Genomic DNA, 16,846 nt, shown 5'->3' with positions numbered 1-16,846 from the left:
GACACCAATCAGGAGGCCCGATCGGCATTGAATCGCCAGGCCCGGGCCCCATTCTGGAAACCAGTCCGCGGCCGCGGGGGCCGCTAGAAAATTTCGGAGCACACACATGGGCAAGATCATCGGCATCGACCTGGGCACGACCAACTCGTGCGTGGCCGTCATGGACGGCACCTCGGTCAAGGTCATCGAGAACTCGGAAGGCGATCGCACCACGCCGTCCATCGTCGCCTTCAACAAGGACGGCGAGGTGCTGGTCGGTGCCTCGGCCAAGCGCCAGAGCGTGACCAATCCGAAGAACACCTTCTACGCGGTGAAGCGCCTGATCGGCCGCAAGTTCACCGATGCCGAGGTGCAGAAGGATCTGGACATCGTTCCCTACGGCATCGTGGCGCACGACAACGGCGACGCGTGGGTGCAGACCTCCGACGGCAAGAAGATGGCGCCGCAGGAGATCTCGGCCAAGGTGCTGATGAAGATGAAGAAGACCGCCGAGGACTATCTCGGCGAGACCATCACCGAGGCGGTGATCACGGTTCCGGCGTACTTCAACGACAGCCAGCGCCAGGCGACCAAGGACGCCGGCAAGATCGCCGGCCTCGACGTCAAGCGCATCATCAACGAGCCGACCGCGGCCGCGCTGGCCTACGGCCTGGACAAGAAGGGCGGCGACCGCAAGATCGCGGTGTACGACCTGGGCGGCGGCACCTTCGACGTGTCGATCATCGAGATTGCCGAGGTCGACGGCGAGAAGCAGTTCGAGGTGCTGGCCACCAACGGCGACACCTTCCTGGGTGGCGAAGACTTCGACATGCGCGTCATCGACTACCTGGTCGAGGAGTTCCAGAAGGACCAGGGCATCGACCTGCGCAAGGATCCGCTGGCGCTGCAGCGCCTGAAGGACGCGGCCGAGCGCGCCAAGATCGAGCTGTCCTCCAGCCACCAGACCGAGGTCAACCTGCCGTACGTGACGGCCGATGCCTCCGGTCCGAAGCACCTGAACATCAAGCTGACCCGCGCCAAGCTCGAGGCGCTGGTCGAGGATCTGGTCAAGCGCACCATCGAACCGTGCCGCACCGCACTCAACGACGCCGGCCTGCGCGTGTCCGACATCAACGAGGTGATCCTCGTCGGTGGCCAGACCCGCATGCCCAAGGTGCAGGAGTCGGTGAAGGACTTCTTCGGCAAGGAGCCGCGCAAGGACGTCAACCCGGACGAGGCCGTCGCCGTGGGCGCGGCGATCCAGGGTGGCGTGCTGGGTGGTTCGGTCAAGGACGTGCTGCTGCTGGACGTCACCCCGCTGTCGCTGGGCATCGAGACGATGGGCGGCGTGATGACCAAGCTGATCGAGAAGAACACCACGGTGCCGACCAAGGCCTCGCAGGTGTTCTCCACCGCCGACGACAACCAGACCGCGGTCACCGTGCACGTGCTGCAGGGCGAGCGCGAGCGCGCCAGTGCCAACAAGTCGCTGGGCAAGTTCGACCTGCAGGGCATCGACCCGGCGCCGCGCGGCATGCCGCAGATCGAGGTGACCTTCGACATCGACGCCAACGGCATCCTGCATGTGTCGGCGAAGGACAAGAAGACCGGCAAGGAGCAGCGCATCGAGATCAAGGCCGGTTCGGGCCTGTCCGAGGAAGAGATCGCGCGGATGGTCGCCGACGCCGAGGCGAACAAGGAAGAAGACAAGAAGTTCCACGAGCTCGTCGGTGCCCGCAACAAGGCCGACCAGCTGGTGCATGCCACCCGCAGCGCGCTGAAGGAGCACGGCGGCAAGGTGCCGGCCGACCAGCTGTCGACCATCGAGGGTGCGCTGTCCGACCTGGAAAAGGTCAAGGATGGCGACGACAAGGCCGCGATCGAGGCGAAGGTCGAGAAGCTTGAGCAGGTCGCCCAGGCGCTGTATGCCGCGGCCCAGTCCGGCGGCGATGCCGGTGCCCAGTCGGCTCCGGGCGGTGGCTCGGCGCAGCCGGACGACGTGGTCGACGCCGAGTTCACCGAGGTCAAGGACGGCGACAACAAGTAAGCCACGTCCGTCGACGACATCGACGGAAAATCAGCCCGCGCCGCGCCGCAAGCCGGCGCGGGCTGTTTGCTTGGAAGGGCGCCGGCAGCCTGTCCGGCGTTGGGGAAGTGATCGAGTTTCGGGTGTGATGAATGAGCAAGCGTGACTACTACGAAGTGCTGGGCGTCGAGCGCAGCGTCACCGAGGTGGAGCTGAAGAAATCCTTCCGCCGCCTGGCCATGAAGTACCACCCGGACCGAAATCCCGACGATCCCGGGGCACAGGAGAAGTTCAAGGAGGCCAAGGAGGCCTACGAGGTACTGGCCGACGCGCAGAAGCGCGCAATGTATGACCAGCACGGTCACGCGGCCTTCGAAGGCGGCATGGGTGGCCGCGGTGGCGCCGGTTTCGGCGACATGGGCGATATCTTCGGCGACATCTTTGGCGACATCTTCGGCGGTGGCCGTGGGCGTGCCCGCCGCGGCGCCGACCTGCGCTACATCATGGAGCTGGATCTCGAGGAGGCGGTGTTCGGCATCGAGCGCACCATCGAGATTCCCACCCAGGTGAACTGCCACCACTGCAACGGTTCGGGCTCGGCCGACGGCAAGACCGTCACCTGCAAGACCTGTCACGGCCATGGTCGCGTGCGCATGCAGAACGGCATCTTCTCGATCCAGCAGGCATGCCCGCACTGCGGCGGCAGCGGCCAGGCGATCGAAAAGCCCTGCCGACACTGCCATGGCGAGGGGCGGCTGGAGGAGACCCGCAAGCTGTCCGTGCGCATTCCTGCCGGCGTGGATACCGGCGACCGTATCCGCCTGGCCGGGCAGGGCGAGGCGGGACCGGCCGGCGCCGAATCCGGCGACCTCTATGTGGAAGTGCGCGTACGCGAGCACGCGATCTTCCAGCGCGACGGCAACGACCTCCACTGCGAGGTGCCGATCCGCTTCTCCCAGGCCGCGCTCGGTGCGGAACTGGCCGTACCCACGCTGGAGGGCGAGGTGCCGGTCACCATCCCGCCGGAGACGCAGACCGGCCAGCAGTTCCGCCTGCGCGGCCGCGGCGTGAAGTCGGTACGCAGCGGCCGGCATGGCGATCTGATCTGCCGGGTGGTGGTCGAGACCCCAGTGCGGTTGACCAAGGAGCAGCGCGAGCTGCTGGAGCAATTGGAGGCCAGCTTCGCCGCGGGCGATGCCGGAAAGCACATGCCGCGTGCCAAGACCTGGGTCGACGGGGTCAAGCAGTTCTGGTCGCGGGTTACCTCCTGAGGTGCCGGTCGTGCCCGGTCGGGCATGATGGATATCCTGAGGGTTTCGTCTGATGGAGCGGATCATGGGTGAGGTTGTTCGCGTCGCGGTCAATGGGGCCACCGGACGCATGGGGCGCGTGCTCGTCGACCTGCTGCGACGGGATCGCCGGTTCGACCTCGTTGCGGCAATCACGGCCGCTGACGCCCAGGAAATGGGCGCGCCGGTTGCGCACGGCAGCCAGCTCCGTTTCACCCACGATTGGGCCAGCGTGCCCGCTCTCGACGTGGTGATCGATTTCAGCGGCCCCGAGGGTCTGCAGGCGGCCCTCCAGCATTGCCTGGACAGCGGCGCGGCCTTGGTGGTCGGCACGACCGGCGTGGGCGACGCGGTCGAGCAACGACTGGCGCACGCGGCCGGGCGCATAGCGCTCCTGCGCTCGGCGAATTTCAGTCTCGGGGTGGCGGTGCTCTCGCGCTTGTTGCGGCAGGCCGCTGCCGCACTGGCAGAGTGGGATCTGGAGATCCTCGAAGCCCACCACAACCGCAAGGAGGACGCCCCCTCAGGTACCGCTCTGCTGTTGGGCGAGGCCGCCGCTGCCGGGCGGGGGGTGACGCTCGGCGAACAGGCAGTGTTTGCCCGGGAAGGCCGAAAGGGGCCACGCAAGCCAGGTGAGATCGGTTTTGCCGTGATTCGCGGCGGCGACATCGTTGGCGAGCATGCCGCCATGCTCATCGGGCACGGCGAGCGGTTGGAGCTCGCGCACCGTGCCACCGACCGTGGCATCTTCGCGCGAGGCGCAATCGAGGCTGCGCATTGGCTGGCCGGGAAGCCGCCGGGCAGCTACGACCTGGATGCGATGCTCGCCGAGCGAAGCGGCGGCTGACACCGGGCGTTCACGCACCGGGTGCGCGCGCCGCTCCGACCGGGTTCAGTCGCGGTGCGCGGCGTCGCGGGCGCGCCCCGCGCCAAAGCGCGTGTCCAGCCGGCCGAAAATCTTCTTGAACGACCGTGAGAACTTGCCGCGCTTGGTCTTGCGCAGCTTTTCCTCTTCGCTGGTAAGCCACGCGATCTGGATGACGCGGCGCTCCCCCTCGAAGGGCAGATGCCCATGGAAGGAGTTGTCGCAGCGCTTGAACACGGCGAATTCTCCATACAGCGGCTTCAGTTCCGGCACGATCACGTCGTCGATGTTGTCGATGTGATGCAGGAAGCGCAGGCAGCCGTCGCTGGTGTCCGGCCACTTCGGGTTGAGGTAGAGCAGGGCGGTGGCGATCTTGGAGCGGCTGTCGGTGTGGATGGTGCCGTGGCGCTTGTTGAGCGAGCGGCAGATCGTGACCAGCGTCGGATAGTCGCCCAGGTTCTCGATACCCAGCCGCCGACCCACCGCGCTGGCGAACGAGGGCGTGGTCAGGTGTTCGACCAGGGTGTTGATCGTCGGCCCGCAGTCGGCCGGGTCGTACGGGAAGAATCCCGCGCTGGCGTACTTCGGGAAGTCGCGGTCGAGGTCGCTCCGGGCTTCGTCGGGAAGTTGGCCGTGGGCGATCATGAACGGGAACGGCTCGAGCTTCACCTCCGTATCAGGACGGTCGAGGCGGGCGGGATCGAGCAGTACGACGGCATTCATCGAATAGCGGCTTCCACGGGCGGACGCGCAAGTGTAGCGCTCCGCGAGGCGTCGGTACCGGCCCGGTTTGGCCTTCCGTTCACCTGAAGTCGTGGACAGGAAAGCTGTCGCGGCCTATCATTTCGTTCCGCCCAGTCCATCCACGACCTAAGGTCCACAAGCCAGCTTCATCGCGGCTTGCGGGCTTTGCTGCACCTAAAGGCGGCCTCCCCATGCTTATTCCTGCTCTGCTTGCCCTCGAAGACGGCAGCGTGTTCCACGGCCACGCCGTGGGCGCCACCGGCCAGACCGTCGGCGAGGTGGTGTTCAACACCGCCATGACCGGTTACCAGGAGATCCTCACCGATCCTTCCTACGCCCGGCAGCTCGTCACCCTGACCTACCCCCATATCGGCAACACCGGCTGCAACGTCGAGGACGAGGAGTCCGCCGCCGTGCACGCCGCGGGGCTGATCGTCCGCGACGTGCCGCGCCGTCCCAGTAACTGGCGCAACCAGGAGAGCCTGCCCGATTACCTCCGGCGCCACGGCATCGTGGCGATCGCGGGCATCGACACCCGCCGCCTCACGCGCATCCTGCGCGACAAGGGCGCGCTGGGCGGCTGCATCGTGGCCGGCGAGTCGATCGACGCCGACGCGGCCATCGCTGCGGCCAAGGGCTTCCCCGGCCTGAACGGCATGGACCTGGCCAAGGTGGTGAGCACCACCGCCCACTACGAGTGGAACGAGGGCACCTACGATCTGGACCGCACCGCGTTCAACCACCCCGAGAAGCGCTTCAAGGTGGTGGCCTACGACTTCGGCGTGAAGCGCAACATCCTGCGCCTGCTGGCCGAGCAGGGCTGCGACATCACCGTGGTGCCGGCGCAGACGCCGGCCGCCGAAGTGCTGGCGATGCAGCCGGACGGCGTGTTCCTCTCCAACGGTCCCGGCGACCCGGCGGCCTGCGATTACGCCATCGCCGCGGCGCGCGAGCTGCTCGACGCGAAGGTGCCGCTGTTCGGCATCTGCCTGGGCCACCAGATCATGGGCCTGGCGCTCGGCGCGAAGACGCTGAAGATGAAGTTCGGCCACCACGGCGCGAACCACCCGGTGAAGGACCACGACGACGGCCGCGTGCTGATCACCAGCCAGAACCACGGCTTCGCGGTGGATCCGGACACGCTGCCGGCCAACGCCCGTGTCACCCACACCTCGCTGTTCGACGGTTCGCTGCAGGGTTTCGCGCTTACCGATCGCCCGGCGTTCTGCTTCCAGGGCCATCCGGAAGCCAGCCCCGGCCCGCACGACATCGGCTACCTCTTCGACCGCTTTGCCGCCCTGATGCAGGAGGCCCGCTGACATGCCCAAGCGCACCGACATCCAGTCCATCCTCATCATCGGCGCCGGCCCGATCGTCATCGGCCAGGCCTGCGAGTTCGACTACTCCGGCGCGCAGGCCTGCAAGGCGCTGAAGGAGGAGGGCTACCGGGTCATCCTGGTGAACTCCAATCCGGCCACCATCATGACCGACCCGGACACGGCCGATGCGGTCTACATCGAGCCGATCAACTGGCAGACGGTCGAGCACATCATCGCCAAGGAGCGTCCGGACGCGGTGCTGCCCACGATGGGCGGCCAGACCGCGCTGAACTGCGCGCTCGACCTGGCAGACAACGGCGTGCTGGAGAAATACGGCGTCGAGCTGATCGGCGCCTCGCGCGAGGCCATCCGCATGGCCGAGGACCGCGAGCTGTTCAAGCAGGCGATGGCCGAGATCGGCCTGGACTGCCCGAAGGCCGAGGTCGCGCGCAGCTACGAGCAGGCGGTGGACATCCAGACCCGCGTCGGCTTCCCGACCATCATCCGCCCCAGCTTCACGCTGGGCGGTTCCGGCGGCGGCGTGGCCTACAACGTCGAGGAGTTCGAGGAGATCGTCAAGCGCGGCCTCGACCTCTCGCCGGTGCACGAGGTGCTGGTCGAGGAGTCCGTGCTCGGCTGGAAGGAGTTCGAGATGGAGGTGGTCCGCGACAAGGCGGACAACTGCATCATCGTCTGCTCGATCGAGAACCTCGATCCGATGGGCGTGCACACCGGCGACTCGATCACCGTGGCGCCGGCGCAGACCCTCACCGACAAGGAATACCAGCGCCTGCGCGACGCCTCGCTCGCGGTGCTGCGCAAGATCGGCGTGGACACCGGCGGCTCCAACGTGCAGTTCGGCATCAATGCCGAGACCGGCCGCGTGGTGGTCATCGAGATGAATCCGCGCGTGTCGCGCTCCTCCGCGCTGGCGTCCAAGGCCACCGGTTTCCCGATCGCCAAGATCGCCGCCAAGCTGGCGGTCGGCTACACGCTGGACGAACTGAAGAACGACATCACCGGCGGCCTGACCCCGGCCTCGTTCGAGCCGACCATCGACTACGTGGTCACCAAGATCCCGCGCTTCGCGTTCGAGAAATTCCCGCAGGCCGACGCCCGCCTGACCACCCAGATGAAGTCGGTGGGCGAGGTGATGGCGATCGGTCGCAGCTTCCACGAATCGCTGCAGAAGGCGCTGCGCGGTCTGGAGATCGGCAAGACCGGCCTCAACCCGACCGGGCTGGACCTGTCCAGCGACGAGGGCCTGGCCAAGCTCAAGCGCGAACTGCGCGAGCCGCGTCCCGACCGCGTGTTCCACCTGGCCGATGCGTTCCGCGCCGGCCTGTCGCTGGAAGAGGTGCACAGCCTCAGCCGCGTCGATCCGTGGTTCCTCGCCGCGTTCGAGGACATCGTGCTGGCCGAGAACGCCGTGCGCGAGCAGGGCGTCACCGCGCTGGACGCGGCGCGCCTGCGCCAGCTCAAGCGGCTGGGCTTTTCCGATGCGCGGCTGGCCGAGCTGGTCGGTACCGACGAGGCGGCGCTGCGCCACCTGCGCCGCACGCTGGGCATCCGCCCGGTGTACAAGCGGGTGGATTCTTGCGCCGCCGAATTCGCCACCACCACCGCCTACATGTACTCCACCTATGAGGAGGAGTGCGAAGCCAACCCGAGCGACCGCCAGAAGGTGATCGTGCTCGGTGGCGGCCCGAACCGCATCGGCCAGGGCATCGAGTTCGACTACTGCTGCGTGCACGCCGCGCTGGCGCTGCGCGAGGACGGGTTCGAGACCATCATGGTCAACTGCAACCCGGAAACCGTCTCCACCGACTACGACACTTCCGACCGCCTGTACTTCGAGCCGCTCACGCTCGAGGACGTGCTGGAGATCGTCGACCTGGAGCAGCCGAAGGGCGTGATCGTGCAGTACGGCGGCCAGACCCCGCTGAAGCTGGCCCGGGCGCTGGAGGCCGCCGGCGTGCCGGTGATCGGCACCACGCCGGACTCGATCGACCTGGCCGAGGACCGCGAGCGCTTCCAGCAGATGATCCACAAGCTGGGCCTGCGCCAGCCGCCGAACCGCACTGCGCGCAACGCCGACGAGGCGCTGGCGCTGGCGCGCGAGATCGGCTATCCGTTGGTGGTGCGTCCCAGCTACGTGCTCGGCGGCCGCGCGATGGAGGTGGTGTACGACGACGCCGACCTCGCCCGTTACATCCGCGATGCGGTGCAGGTGTCGAACGACTCGCCGGTGCTGCTGGACCGCTTCCTCGACCATGCCGTCGAGGTGGACGTGGACATCATCGCCGACGCCACCGGCGAGGTGCTGATCGGCGGCATCATGGAGCACATCGAGGAGGCCGGCGTGCATTCGGGCGACTCGTCCTGCTCGCTGCCGCCGTACTCCCTGTCGGGCGAGGTGCAGAACGAGCTGCGCCGCCAGGTTGCGGAGATGGCCAGGGAACTGAAGGTCATCGGCCTGATGAATACCCAGTTCGCGATCCAGGGCGACACGGTCTACGTGCTTGAAGTGAACCCCCGCGCCTCGCGCACGGTGCCGTTCGTCTCCAAGGCCACCGGCGTACCGCTGGCCAAGATCGCCGCGCGTTGCATGGCGGGCCGTTCGCTGGCCGAGCAGGGCGCGACCCGCGAGGTGATCCCGTCGTACTACTCGGTCAAGGAAGCGATCTTCCCGTTCCTGAAGTTCCAGAACGTCGATCCGATCCTCGGCCCGGAGATGCGTTCCACCGGCGAGGTGATGGGCGTGGGCCGCAGCTTCGGCGCCGCCTTCGCACGCGGCCACGATGCGGCCGGCATCAAGACGCCGCCCAAGGGCAAGGTGTTCGTGTCGGTGCGCGATGCCGACAAGGAGCGCCTGCTGCCGGTGGCCCGCGATGCGATCCAGCGCGGCTTCAGCCTCGTTGCGACGGCCGGCACGGCGGCGTTCCTGACCGAGCACGGCGTGATCTGCGAGCGCGTCAACAAGGTGCTCGAGGGCCGGCCGCATATTGTCGACCTGATCAAGAACGGCGAGATCGTCTATATCGTCAACACCACCGAGGGCAAGCAGGCGATCGCCGACTCGTTCTCGATCCGGCGCGAGGCGCTGCAGCACCGCGTCACCTATTCCACCACCGTCGCCGGTGCCCGGGCCTTGATCCACTCGCTGGATTTCCACGGCGCGGGCGAGGTGCACAGCCTGCAGGAACTGCACAGGGAGTTGAGCGCATGAGTCGCGCACCGATGACCAGGGCGGGCGCCGAGCGCCTGCGTGGCGAACTGGATCGCCTGAAATCCGTGGACCGTCCCAAGGTGATCGCTGCGATCGCGGAAGCCCGCGCCCACGGCGACCTCAAGGAAAACGCCGAGTACCACGCCGCCCGCGAGCAGCAGAGCTTCATCGAGGGCCGCATCGCCGAGCTGGAAGCGGCGCTGTCCACGGCCGAGGTGATCGACATCACCCGGCTCGGGGCTGGCAACCGGGTCGTGTTCGGCGCCACCGTCGACCTGGAGGACGAGGACAGCGGCGAGGCGGTGACGTACCAGATCGTGGGCGACCTGGAGGCCGACATCAAGAAGCGGCTGATCGCGGTGTCGTCCCCGATTGCGCGCGCCCTGATCGGCAAGAGTGCGGGGGACAGCTTCGAGTTCACCGCGCCGAACGGCGTCAAGCACTACGAGATCGTGGACGTGCGCTACGAGTGATCCAGGATCGCCGGTGCCTCGCCTGCGGGCGGGGCACCGGCGGTTCGACAAGCGGTCCGGTTCCGGAGCCGGGCACAAAAAAGGCCGCTTTCGCGGCCTTTTTTGTAGCTCGTCGCGCGGGGATCAGCGCTGACGGGCCTTGAAACGCGGGTTGCTCTTGCAGATCACGAACACCTTGCCGCGACGGCGCACAACCTTGCAGTCACGGTGCCGCTGCTTGGCGGACTTCAAAGAGGAAAGCACCTTCACGGCCAGCTCCTGGAACCAAAGAAAAATTCAAGTCCGCGATTGTAGCGTGCTTTCAAGGTCATCACAAGCTGCGGACGGTCGCCGTTTCAGCGACCACGGCCAGGAACTGGGCCAGGGCAGGCGAGGTGTCGTTGGCCCGGCTGGCGACGGCCAGGAGCATGTAGGCGTCGGGATCCTCGACCGGGACGTACGCCAGCCCGGCCAGCCGGACCGTGCGCATCGTCGCAGGTACCAGCGCCAGGCCGAGGCCGGCGGCAACCATTGCCAGCATGCCGTTCACCTGCTGCACGTGGCGCTGGATCCGGGGCTGGAATCCGGCCTTCTGCGCGAGCTGGTGCAGGCGGTCGTACAGTGTCACGGCCACCTCGCGCGGCTGCGCGACGAAGGGTTCCTGCGCCACCTCGTCCAGCCGCAGGCTGCTGCGGCCGGACAACGGGTGGCCGGACGGCAGGGCCAGCAGCAGCGGTTCGCGGTCCAGCACGGTCATGCGCAGCGACCGGGCGTCGATCGCCCGCCGGGGCTCGTCGCGGACGAAGCCGACGTCGATCCGGCCGTCCATCAGCGCTTCGAACTGCGGTTCGGTGTAGAGCTCACTGAGCTCCACCCGCACGTTCGGCGCCAGTTGTCCATAGCGCAGCAGGATCCGGGGCAGGGCGGGATGGAATGATACCGATACCGTATAGGCCAGCCGCAGCTGGCCACTGTGGCCGGCCGCGGCGGCCACCACCTGGGCGCGCGCATCGTCCGCCTTGGCCAGGATCTGCCGGGCATGATCGAGGAAGATGCGCCCCGGGCCGGTCAGCGAGACCGACCGTTTCGTGCGTTCGAGCAGGCGTACGCCGAGATCCTGCTCCAGCGCCTGTATCTGCTGGGAGAGCGGCGGTTGCGACAGGTGCAGTCGTCGAGCCGCGCGAGTGAAGCTCAGCTCCTCGCTGACGGCCACGAAGTAACGCAGCTGACGGAAATCAAACATATAGGGAAATCAGATTAGTCTGGCGGGAAATATATATTGGCGCTGTTTTTAGGGCGAGCCTAGAATTCCACTTGTCCGCCACCTTTCCCCTCCCCCGGGTGGCGCGGCCCCGCCCCGCAGCGACGCTCTCCCCCTCGACCGCCGGCATCCCCCCTGAGCCGCCCGTCGATGCGTCGTTTCGCGGGGCGTTTCTTTTTCTGTTTCCCGCGGAGCTTTCTCCGCGGGAAACAACGTCCTCCGGCACCCTTCTTCAGAGCGATGCAGCCAGGCGCGTGCCCTGATCGATGGCGCGCTTGGCGTCGAGCTCCGCCGCCACGTCGGCACCGCCGATGACATGGGTGGTCACTCCTGAGGCTGCAAGCGAATCGACCAGCGGCCGGAAGGGCTCCTGGCCGGCACAGACCACCACATGGTCGACCGGGAGCACGGTCGGCTGGCCTGCCACGCTGATGTGCAGACCCTGATCGTCGAGGCGCTCGTAGGTGACGCCGCCGAGCATCTGCACCTGCTTGGACTTGAGCGTGGCGCGATGAACCCAGCCGGTGGTCTTGTTCAGCCGCGCGCCGGGACGGCCTTCGCTACGCTGCAACAGCCAGACCTGGCGTGCGGGCGGCTCGGGCGCCGGTGCATCCAGGCCGCCGCGGGCGGCCAGCGCCATGTCGACGCCCCATTCGTGGCTCCAGCGCCGGATGTCCGTGCTCGGCGCGGGCGGGTTCTCGACGAGGAATTCCGCGACGTCGAACCCGATGCCGCCGGCGCCGATGATCGCGACCTTGTGACCCACCGGGCGATCGTGCGCGAGTACGTCGAGATAGCTCAGCACGCGCGGGTCCTCGCTGCCCGGGAAGGCAATCCGGCGCGGCGTGATGCCGGTCGCCAGCACCACTTCGTCGAAGGATCCGGCGGACAGCATGGCGGCGTCGGCGCGCGTGTCCAGCCGCAGCGTCACTCCCGCGTCGGCAAGGCGGTGGCTGAAATAGCGCAGGGTCTCGTGAAACTCCTCCTTGCCCGGGATGCGCTTGGCGTAATTGAACTGGCCGCCGATGCGGTCGGCCTGGTCGAACAGGGTGACGGCGTGGCCGCGTTCGGCGGCCACGCTCGCGCAAGCCATGCCCGCCGGTCCCGCGCCGACGACGGCGATGCGCTTGCGCTTCGCCGCCGGTGTGATGGTGAGCTCGGTCTCGTGACAGGCGCGCGGGTTCACCAGGCAGCTGGCGCGGCGGTTCTGGAACACGTGGTCCAGGCAGGCCTGGTTGCAGGCGATACAGGTGTTGATGCGCGAGGCACGGTCGTCCATCGCCTTGCGCACCCAGTCCGGGTCGGCCAGCAACGGTCGCGCCATCGAGACCATGTCGGCGTCGCCGTCGGCGAGGATCCGCTCCGCGACCTCGGGCATGTTGATGCGGTTGGTGGTGACCAGCGGGATGCCCACTTCCTGCTTCATCCGTCGGGTCACCCAGGTGAAGGCGCCACGCGGCACCGAAGTGACGATGGTGGGGATGCGGGCCTCGTGCCAGCCAATGCCGGTATTGATGATGCTGGCGCCGGCGGCCTCGATCGCCTGGCCCAGTGCAACGATCTCCTCCCGGCTCTGGCCCTGCTCGACCAGATCGAGCATCGACAGGCGGTAGATGATGATGAAATCCTTGCCGACCGCCTCGCGGGTGCGCCTGACGATCTCGACCGGGAAGCGCATCCGGCGCCGGGCGTCGCCGCCCCACGCGTCCTGGCGGCGGTTGGTGCGCTCGACCAGGAACTGGTTGATCAGATAGCCCTCCGAGCCCATCACCTCCACGCCGTCGTAGCCGGCCTCGCGGGCCAGTTTCGCGCTGCGCACGAAGTCGCCGATGGTGCGCTCGACGCCGCGGGCCGAGAGTGCGCGGGGCGTGAATGGCGTGATCGGCGACCGGATCTTCGACGGCGCGACGGAGAGTGGGTGATAGCCGTACCGCCCGGCGTGGAGGATCTGCATGCAGATGCGGCCGCCCTCGGCATGCACGGCACGGGTCACCTTGCGGTGCCGCGCGACATGCCAGGGCATCGACAGTCGCCCGCCGAACGGCTTCAGCCAGCCCTCGATGCTCGGCGCGATGCCGCCGGTCACGATCAGGCCGACGCCGCCCCTGGCGCGTTCGGCGAAATAGGCGGCCAACTTGTCGAAGTCGGCAGCACGATCCTCCAGGCCCGTGTGCATCGAGCCCATCAGCACCCGGTTGGGCAGGGTCACGTGACCCAGGTCGAGCGGGGCCAGCAGGTGCGGGTAGGACATGGCGGGGTTCCGATCAAACGATCGTATGAATCTGCCCGCAACGCGGTGGGAAAAGCAAGCTTGCCGCGGTGGCGCTCACGGCAGCAGTCGTTCGACCAGGGCGATGTAATGCTGCATGGCCTCGTCGCTCGGGGTGCCGCGCAGCTTGGCCCAGGCCTCGTACTTCGCGGTGCCGACGAAATCGAAAAAGCCGGGAGGCTCACCGTGGACGTCGCCTTCGGAGCCCTGCTTGAACAGGGCGTAGAGCTTCAGCAGGGTGTCGTTGTCCGGCCGCGTGCCCAGCCGTTTGACGTCCTCGGCCGCACGCTCGAAGGCGTGACGGAGATCGCTCATGAGATGCTTGCCCCCTTGCCCGGAGCGGGCAGTGGCCGGCTTGATAGCACGCACCCGGGGAGGGGTCAACGCGGTAAGATGACGGCCTTTGCCTGAGGAAACCGCCCATGTCCCGTGCCGTTGTCGTGCCTGTGCTTGCCATCGACGGGCCATCGGGATCGGGCAAGGGTACCGTCAGCCGGTTGGTCGCCGAGCGCCTCGGCTGGCGCCTGCTCGATTCCGGAGCGTTGTACCGGGCGGTGGGCTATGCCGCCGGGGCGGCCGGACTGGACCTGTCCGATGTCGATGCGGTCACCCGTTGCGCGCAATCCACGAAAATCCGCTTCCTCCCGTCGGCGGACGGCGGGGATACGCGTGTGCTGGTGAACGGGCACGATGCCACGGACGAACTGCGCACGGAAACGGCGGGTGCCGCGGCCTCGGCCATCGCCTCGATTCCCTCGGTGCGTCAGGCACTTGTGGATCTCCAGCTGGGGTTTCGCAAGGCCCCGGGGCTGGTTGCCGATGGGCGCGACATGGGGACGGTGATCTTCCCGGATGCCGCCCACAAGGTATTCCTCACCGCCAGTGCGGCCGAACGGGCGAAAAGACGCTATAAGCAGTTGAAGGAAAAGGGTCTGAGCGTTACACTCAGCGGCCTTCAGCGCGAGATTGAGGCGCGTGACGCCCGCGACGCTTCCCGGGCCGTCGCTCCGCTCAAGCCTGCCGACGATGCGGTTCTGGTGGACACCACCGGCATGCCCATCGACGAGGTCGTCGCGAAAGTATTCGCCGTCGTGCGGTCCTGAGGGCCGCAGGCCGGCAACAAGCGCCCCTGCCGCGGCATGGGGTTTTGGTCAACGGTGAAGAGGGGCGACCCCGATCACCCACAACCGGTGGGCCGATCCGTTTCTGCGCTTTACATCCGACGGCGCGCAGGAACTACGGCCTTTTCTCATTTCTGGAATCAACATGACTGAAAGTTTTGCCGAGCTGTTTGAACAGAGCCAGCAGGCCATCGCCAAGCTCAAGCCGGGCGCCATCGTCACGGGCATCGTGGTGGAGATCCGCAACGACGTCGTCGTGATCAACGCGGGCCTGAAGAGCGAAGGCATCGTCCCGATCGAGCAGTTCAAGGACGAGAAGGGCGAGTTGGAAGTGCAGGTGGGCGACGAGGTAAAGGTTGCCCTGGACGCCCTGGAAGACGGCTTCGGCGAGACCAAGCTCTCCCGCGAGAAGGCCAAGCGCTCGATGGTGTGGGACGACCTCGAGACGGCCTTCGACAAGGAAGAGACCATCACCGGCATGATCTCCGGCAAGGTCAAGGGCGGCTTCACCGTCGACATCAAGGATGTCCGCGCGTTCCTGCCGGGCTCCCTGGTCGACGTGCGCCCGGTCCGCGACCCGGTGTACCTCGAGGGCAAGGAACTCGAGTTCAAGATCATCAAGCTGGACCGCAAGCGCAACAACGTGGTCGTCAGCCGCCGCGCCGTCGTCGAGACCGAGTTCTCCGAGGAGCGCGAGAAGCTGCTGGAGCGCCTGACCGAAGGCGCGGTGGTGAAGGGTACGGTCAAGAACCTCACCGACTACGGCGCGTTCGTGGACCTGGGCGGCATCGATGGCCTGCTGCACATCACCGACATGGCGTGGAAGCGCGTGCGTCACCCGTCCGAAGTCGTCAACGTCGGCGACGAGCTGGAAGTGCGCGTGCTGAAGTACGACCGCGAGCGCAACCGCGTCTCGCTGGGCCTGAAGCAGCTGGGCGACGATCCGTGGGTGGCCATCTCGCGCCGCTACCCGGTCGGCAGCCGCCTGTTCGGCAAGGTCTCCAACGTCACCGATTACGGCTGCTTCGTCGAGATCGAGCCGGGCGTCGAGGGTCTGGTGCACGTGTCCGAGATGGACTGGACCAACAAGAACGTCAACCCGGCCAAGGTGGTGCAGGTCGGTGACGAGACCGAGGTCATGGTGCTGGACGTGGATGAAGAGCGTCGCCGCATCTCGCTGGGCATCAAGCAGACCCGCTCGAACCCGTGGGAAGCCTTCGCCGCCATGCACAAGAAGGGCGACAAGGTCTCCGGTCAGATCAAGTCGATCACCGATTTCGGCGTCTTCATCGGCCTGGACGGCGGCATCGACGGCCTGGTCCACCTGTCGGACATCTCCTGGCAGGCGTCGGGCGAGGATCTGGTGCGCAACTTCAAGAAGGGCGACGAGATCGAGGCCGTGGTGCTGGCCGTGGATCCGGAGCGCGAGCGCATCTCCCTCGGCATCAAGCAGATGGAGCAGGATCCGTTCGGTCAGTTCATGGCCAACCACTCGCGCGGCACGGTCGTCACCGGTACGGTGAAGGAAGTCGACGCCAAGGGTGCGGTGGTCGATCTGGGCGATGGCGTGGAGGGCTACATCCGCGCCAACGACATCGCCAAGGAGCGCATCGACGACGCCACCCAGCATCTGAAGGTGGGCGACAAGGTCGAGGCCAAGTTCACCGGCATGGACCGCAAGGGTCGCCAGCTGTCGCTGTCGATCCGCGCCAAGGACGAGGACGATGTGCAGGATCTGATGGCTGACTACGGTTCGGCCAGCAGCGGTACCACCAAGCTCGGCGCGCTGCTCCAGGAGCAGCTCAACAAGGCCGAGTAACTCCTGTACGAGCCTTAGCAGGATGCGGGGCGGCCCTCTGGCCGCCCCGCAGTACCACGTCACGGACATTGGGGACCCATGACCAAATCCGAGTTGATCGAGGCGCTGGCAAAGCGCCAGCAGCATCTTGCGTTCGGTGATGTCGAGCTGGCCGTGAAGAGCGTCATCGAGCAGATGAGCCATGCACTGGCCAACGGCGAACGCATCGAGGTCCGGGGGTTCGGCAGTTTTGCCTTGCACTATCGTCCGCCGCGCATGGGGCGCAACCCCAAGACCGGCGAGGCGGTGGCGCTTCCGGGCAAGCACGTGCCGCACTTCAAGCCAGGCAAGGAGCTCCGCGAGCGGGTGAACCAGGCGGCCGAGTCGGCCGAAGGCTGATACCCGTTGGGCTGGCCCATCCGGGCCAGAGATGAAGGCAGGCGACCGCGAGGTCGATCCTGCCTTTTGTTTTTCGGGCCCCTTGATCTGTGCCG

Annotated in this window: 13 protein-coding genes and 1 pseudogene; 9 read left to right on the top strand and 5 right to left on the bottom strand. The window is 67.0% G+C overall.

Translation table 11 applies throughout. The features are described from left to right. Positions 1-106 precede the first annotated feature (106 nt). The 3 genes from dnaK to dapB all read left to right on the top strand — a co-directional run bounded on the left by dnaK (position 107) and on the right by dapB (position 4,141). Complete coding sequence (dnaK, locus tag C693_RS0103235) at positions 107-2,026, top strand: molecular chaperone DnaK (RefSeq protein ID WP_017460817.1); 1,920 nt, start codon at positions 107-109, stop codon at positions 2,024-2,026. Between the two features lie 131 nt (positions 2,027-2,157). After that, entirely contained in the window at positions 2,158-3,276 is a 1,119-nt protein-coding gene (dnaJ, locus tag C693_RS0103230; protein WP_017460816.1) for a molecular chaperone DnaJ, read from the top strand. Positions 3,277-3,328: 52 nt separating this feature from the next. After that, positions 3,329-4,141 (top strand): 4-hydroxy-tetrahydrodipicolinate reductase, encoded by an 813-nt coding sequence (gene dapB / locus C693_RS0103225; RefSeq protein WP_017460815.1) that lies wholly within the window; start codon positions 3,329-3,331, stop codon positions 4,139-4,141. A 45-nt stretch (positions 4,142-4,186) separates the two neighbouring features. Here the strand turns inward: dapB and C693_RS0103220 are convergent, their stop codons facing one another. After that, complete coding sequence (locus C693_RS0103220; RefSeq protein WP_017460814.1) at positions 4,187-4,882, bottom strand: 2OG-Fe(II) oxygenase; 696 nt, start codon at positions 4,880-4,882, stop codon at positions 4,187-4,189. Between the two features lie 212 nt (positions 4,883-5,094). Here C693_RS0103220 and carA point away from each other — a divergent pair, with 212 nt between their 5' ends. Genes carA through greA form a run of 3 tightly spaced genes read left to right on the top strand, consistent with a single transcriptional unit; the run spans position 5,095 to position 9,924 of the window. Beyond that, a complete protein-coding gene (gene carA / locus C693_RS0103215) occupies positions 5,095-6,222 on the top strand; it encodes a glutamine-hydrolyzing carbamoyl-phosphate synthase small subunit (protein ID WP_017460813.1) in 1,128 nt (375 codons plus the stop codon). A 1-nt stretch (position 6,223) separates the two neighbouring features. After that, entirely contained in the window at positions 6,224-9,451 is a 3,228-nt protein-coding gene (gene carB, locus C693_RS0103210) for a carbamoyl-phosphate synthase large subunit (protein WP_017460812.1), read from the top strand. Continuing rightward, positions 9,448-9,924, top strand: coding sequence for a transcription elongation factor GreA (greA, locus tag C693_RS0103205; RefSeq protein ID WP_017460811.1), 477 nt, complete (start codon positions 9,448-9,450; stop codon positions 9,922-9,924). Before carB ends, greA begins: the two co-directional genes overlap by 4 nt. Positions 9,925-10,047: 123 nt before the next feature. Here greA and ykgO read toward each other — a convergent pair whose 3' ends face one another. The 4 genes from ykgO to C693_RS0103185 all read right to left on the bottom strand — a co-directional run bounded on the left by ykgO (position 10,048) and on the right by C693_RS0103185 (position 13,748). After that, complete coding sequence (ykgO, locus tag C693_RS0103200; protein WP_008215056.1) at positions 10,048-10,173, bottom strand: type B 50S ribosomal protein L36; 126 nt, start codon at positions 10,171-10,173, stop codon at positions 10,048-10,050. Positions 10,174-10,234: 61 nt separating this feature from the next. After that, on the bottom strand, positions 10,235-11,146 hold the full coding sequence (locus tag C693_RS0103195) for a LysR family transcriptional regulator (RefSeq protein ID WP_017460810.1): 912 nt from the start codon (positions 11,144-11,146) through the stop codon (positions 10,235-10,237). A 250-nt stretch (positions 11,147-11,396) separates the two neighbouring features. Beyond that, complete coding sequence (locus tag C693_RS0103190; protein WP_017460809.1) at positions 11,397-13,415, bottom strand: NADPH-dependent 2,4-dienoyl-CoA reductase; 2,019 nt, start codon at positions 13,413-13,415, stop codon at positions 11,397-11,399. Positions 13,416-13,490: 75 nt separating this feature from the next. After that, positions 13,491-13,748 (bottom strand): acyl-CoA-binding protein, encoded by a 258-nt coding sequence (locus C693_RS0103185; protein ID WP_017460808.1) that lies wholly within the window; start codon positions 13,746-13,748, stop codon positions 13,491-13,493. Between the two features lie 107 nt (positions 13,749-13,855). Here C693_RS0103185 and cmk point away from each other — a divergent pair, with 107 nt between their 5' ends. The 3 genes and pseudogenes from cmk to C693_RS0103170 form a co-directional block, all read left to right on the top strand. After that, positions 13,856-14,536 carry a (d)CMP kinase gene (gene cmk / locus C693_RS0103180; RefSeq protein WP_017460807.1) on the top strand — a complete coding sequence of 227 codons (681 nt, stop codon included), beginning with the start codon at positions 13,856-13,858 and terminating at the stop codon, positions 14,534-14,536. Between the two features lie 163 nt (positions 14,537-14,699). Further along, entirely contained in the window at positions 14,700-16,373 is a 1,674-nt protein-coding gene (gene rpsA, locus C693_RS0103175) for a 30S ribosomal protein S1 (RefSeq protein ID WP_017460806.1), read from the top strand. A gap of 63 nt (positions 16,374-16,436) precedes the next feature. Further along, positions 16,437-16,751 (top strand): annotated as a pseudogene (locus tag C693_RS0103170) (integration host factor subunit beta); the annotation flags it as partial. Positions 16,752-16,846: the final 95 nt, after the last annotated feature.

Source organism: Dyella ginsengisoli LA-4 (assembly GCF_000334915.1).
Classification (GTDB): domain Bacteria; phylum Pseudomonadota; class Gammaproteobacteria; order Xanthomonadales; family Rhodanobacteraceae; genus Dyella_A; species Dyella_A ginsengisoli_A.
Note: the sequence above shows the minus strand (reverse complement) of the source record. Positions and strands in the feature narration are given on the sequence as shown.

Bases quoted from the DNA above. Each gene is read 5' to 3' on its own strand.
- C693_RS0103190 (WP_017460809.1), bottom strand. From the start codon at position 13,415: ATGTCCTACCCGCACCTGCTGGCCCCGCTCGACCTGGGTCACGTGACC.
- rpsA (WP_017460806.1), top strand. From the start codon at position 14,700: ATGACTGAAAGTTTTGCCGAGCTGTTTGAACAGAGCCAGCAGGCCATC.
- dnaK (WP_017460817.1), top strand. From the start codon at position 107: ATGGGCAAGATCATCGGCATCGACCTGGGCACGACCAACTCGTGCGTG.
- greA (WP_017460811.1), top strand. From the start codon at position 9,448: ATGAGTCGCGCACCGATGACCAGGGCGGGCGCCGAGCGCCTGCGTGGC.
- C693_RS0103195 (WP_017460810.1), bottom strand. From the start codon at position 11,146: ATGTTTGATTTCCGTCAGCTGCGTTACTTCGTGGCCGTCAGCGAGGAG.
- C693_RS0103185 (WP_017460808.1), bottom strand. From the start codon at position 13,748: ATGAGCGATCTCCGTCACGCCTTCGAGCGTGCGGCCGAGGACGTCAAA.
- carB (WP_017460812.1), top strand. From the start codon at position 6,224: ATGCCCAAGCGCACCGACATCCAGTCCATCCTCATCATCGGCGCCGGC.
- dnaJ (WP_017460816.1), top strand. From the start codon at position 2,158: ATGAGCAAGCGTGACTACTACGAAGTGCTGGGCGTCGAGCGCAGCGTC.
- C693_RS0103220 (WP_017460814.1), bottom strand. From the start codon at position 4,882: ATGAATGCCGTCGTACTGCTCGATCCCGCCCGCCTCGACCGTCCTGAT.
- cmk (WP_017460807.1), top strand. From the start codon at position 13,856: ATGTCCCGTGCCGTTGTCGTGCCTGTGCTTGCCATCGACGGGCCATCG.
- carA (WP_017460813.1), top strand. From the start codon at position 5,095: ATGCTTATTCCTGCTCTGCTTGCCCTCGAAGACGGCAGCGTGTTCCAC.
- dapB (WP_017460815.1), top strand. From the start codon at position 3,329: ATGGAGCGGATCATGGGTGAGGTTGTTCGCGTCGCGGTCAATGGGGCC.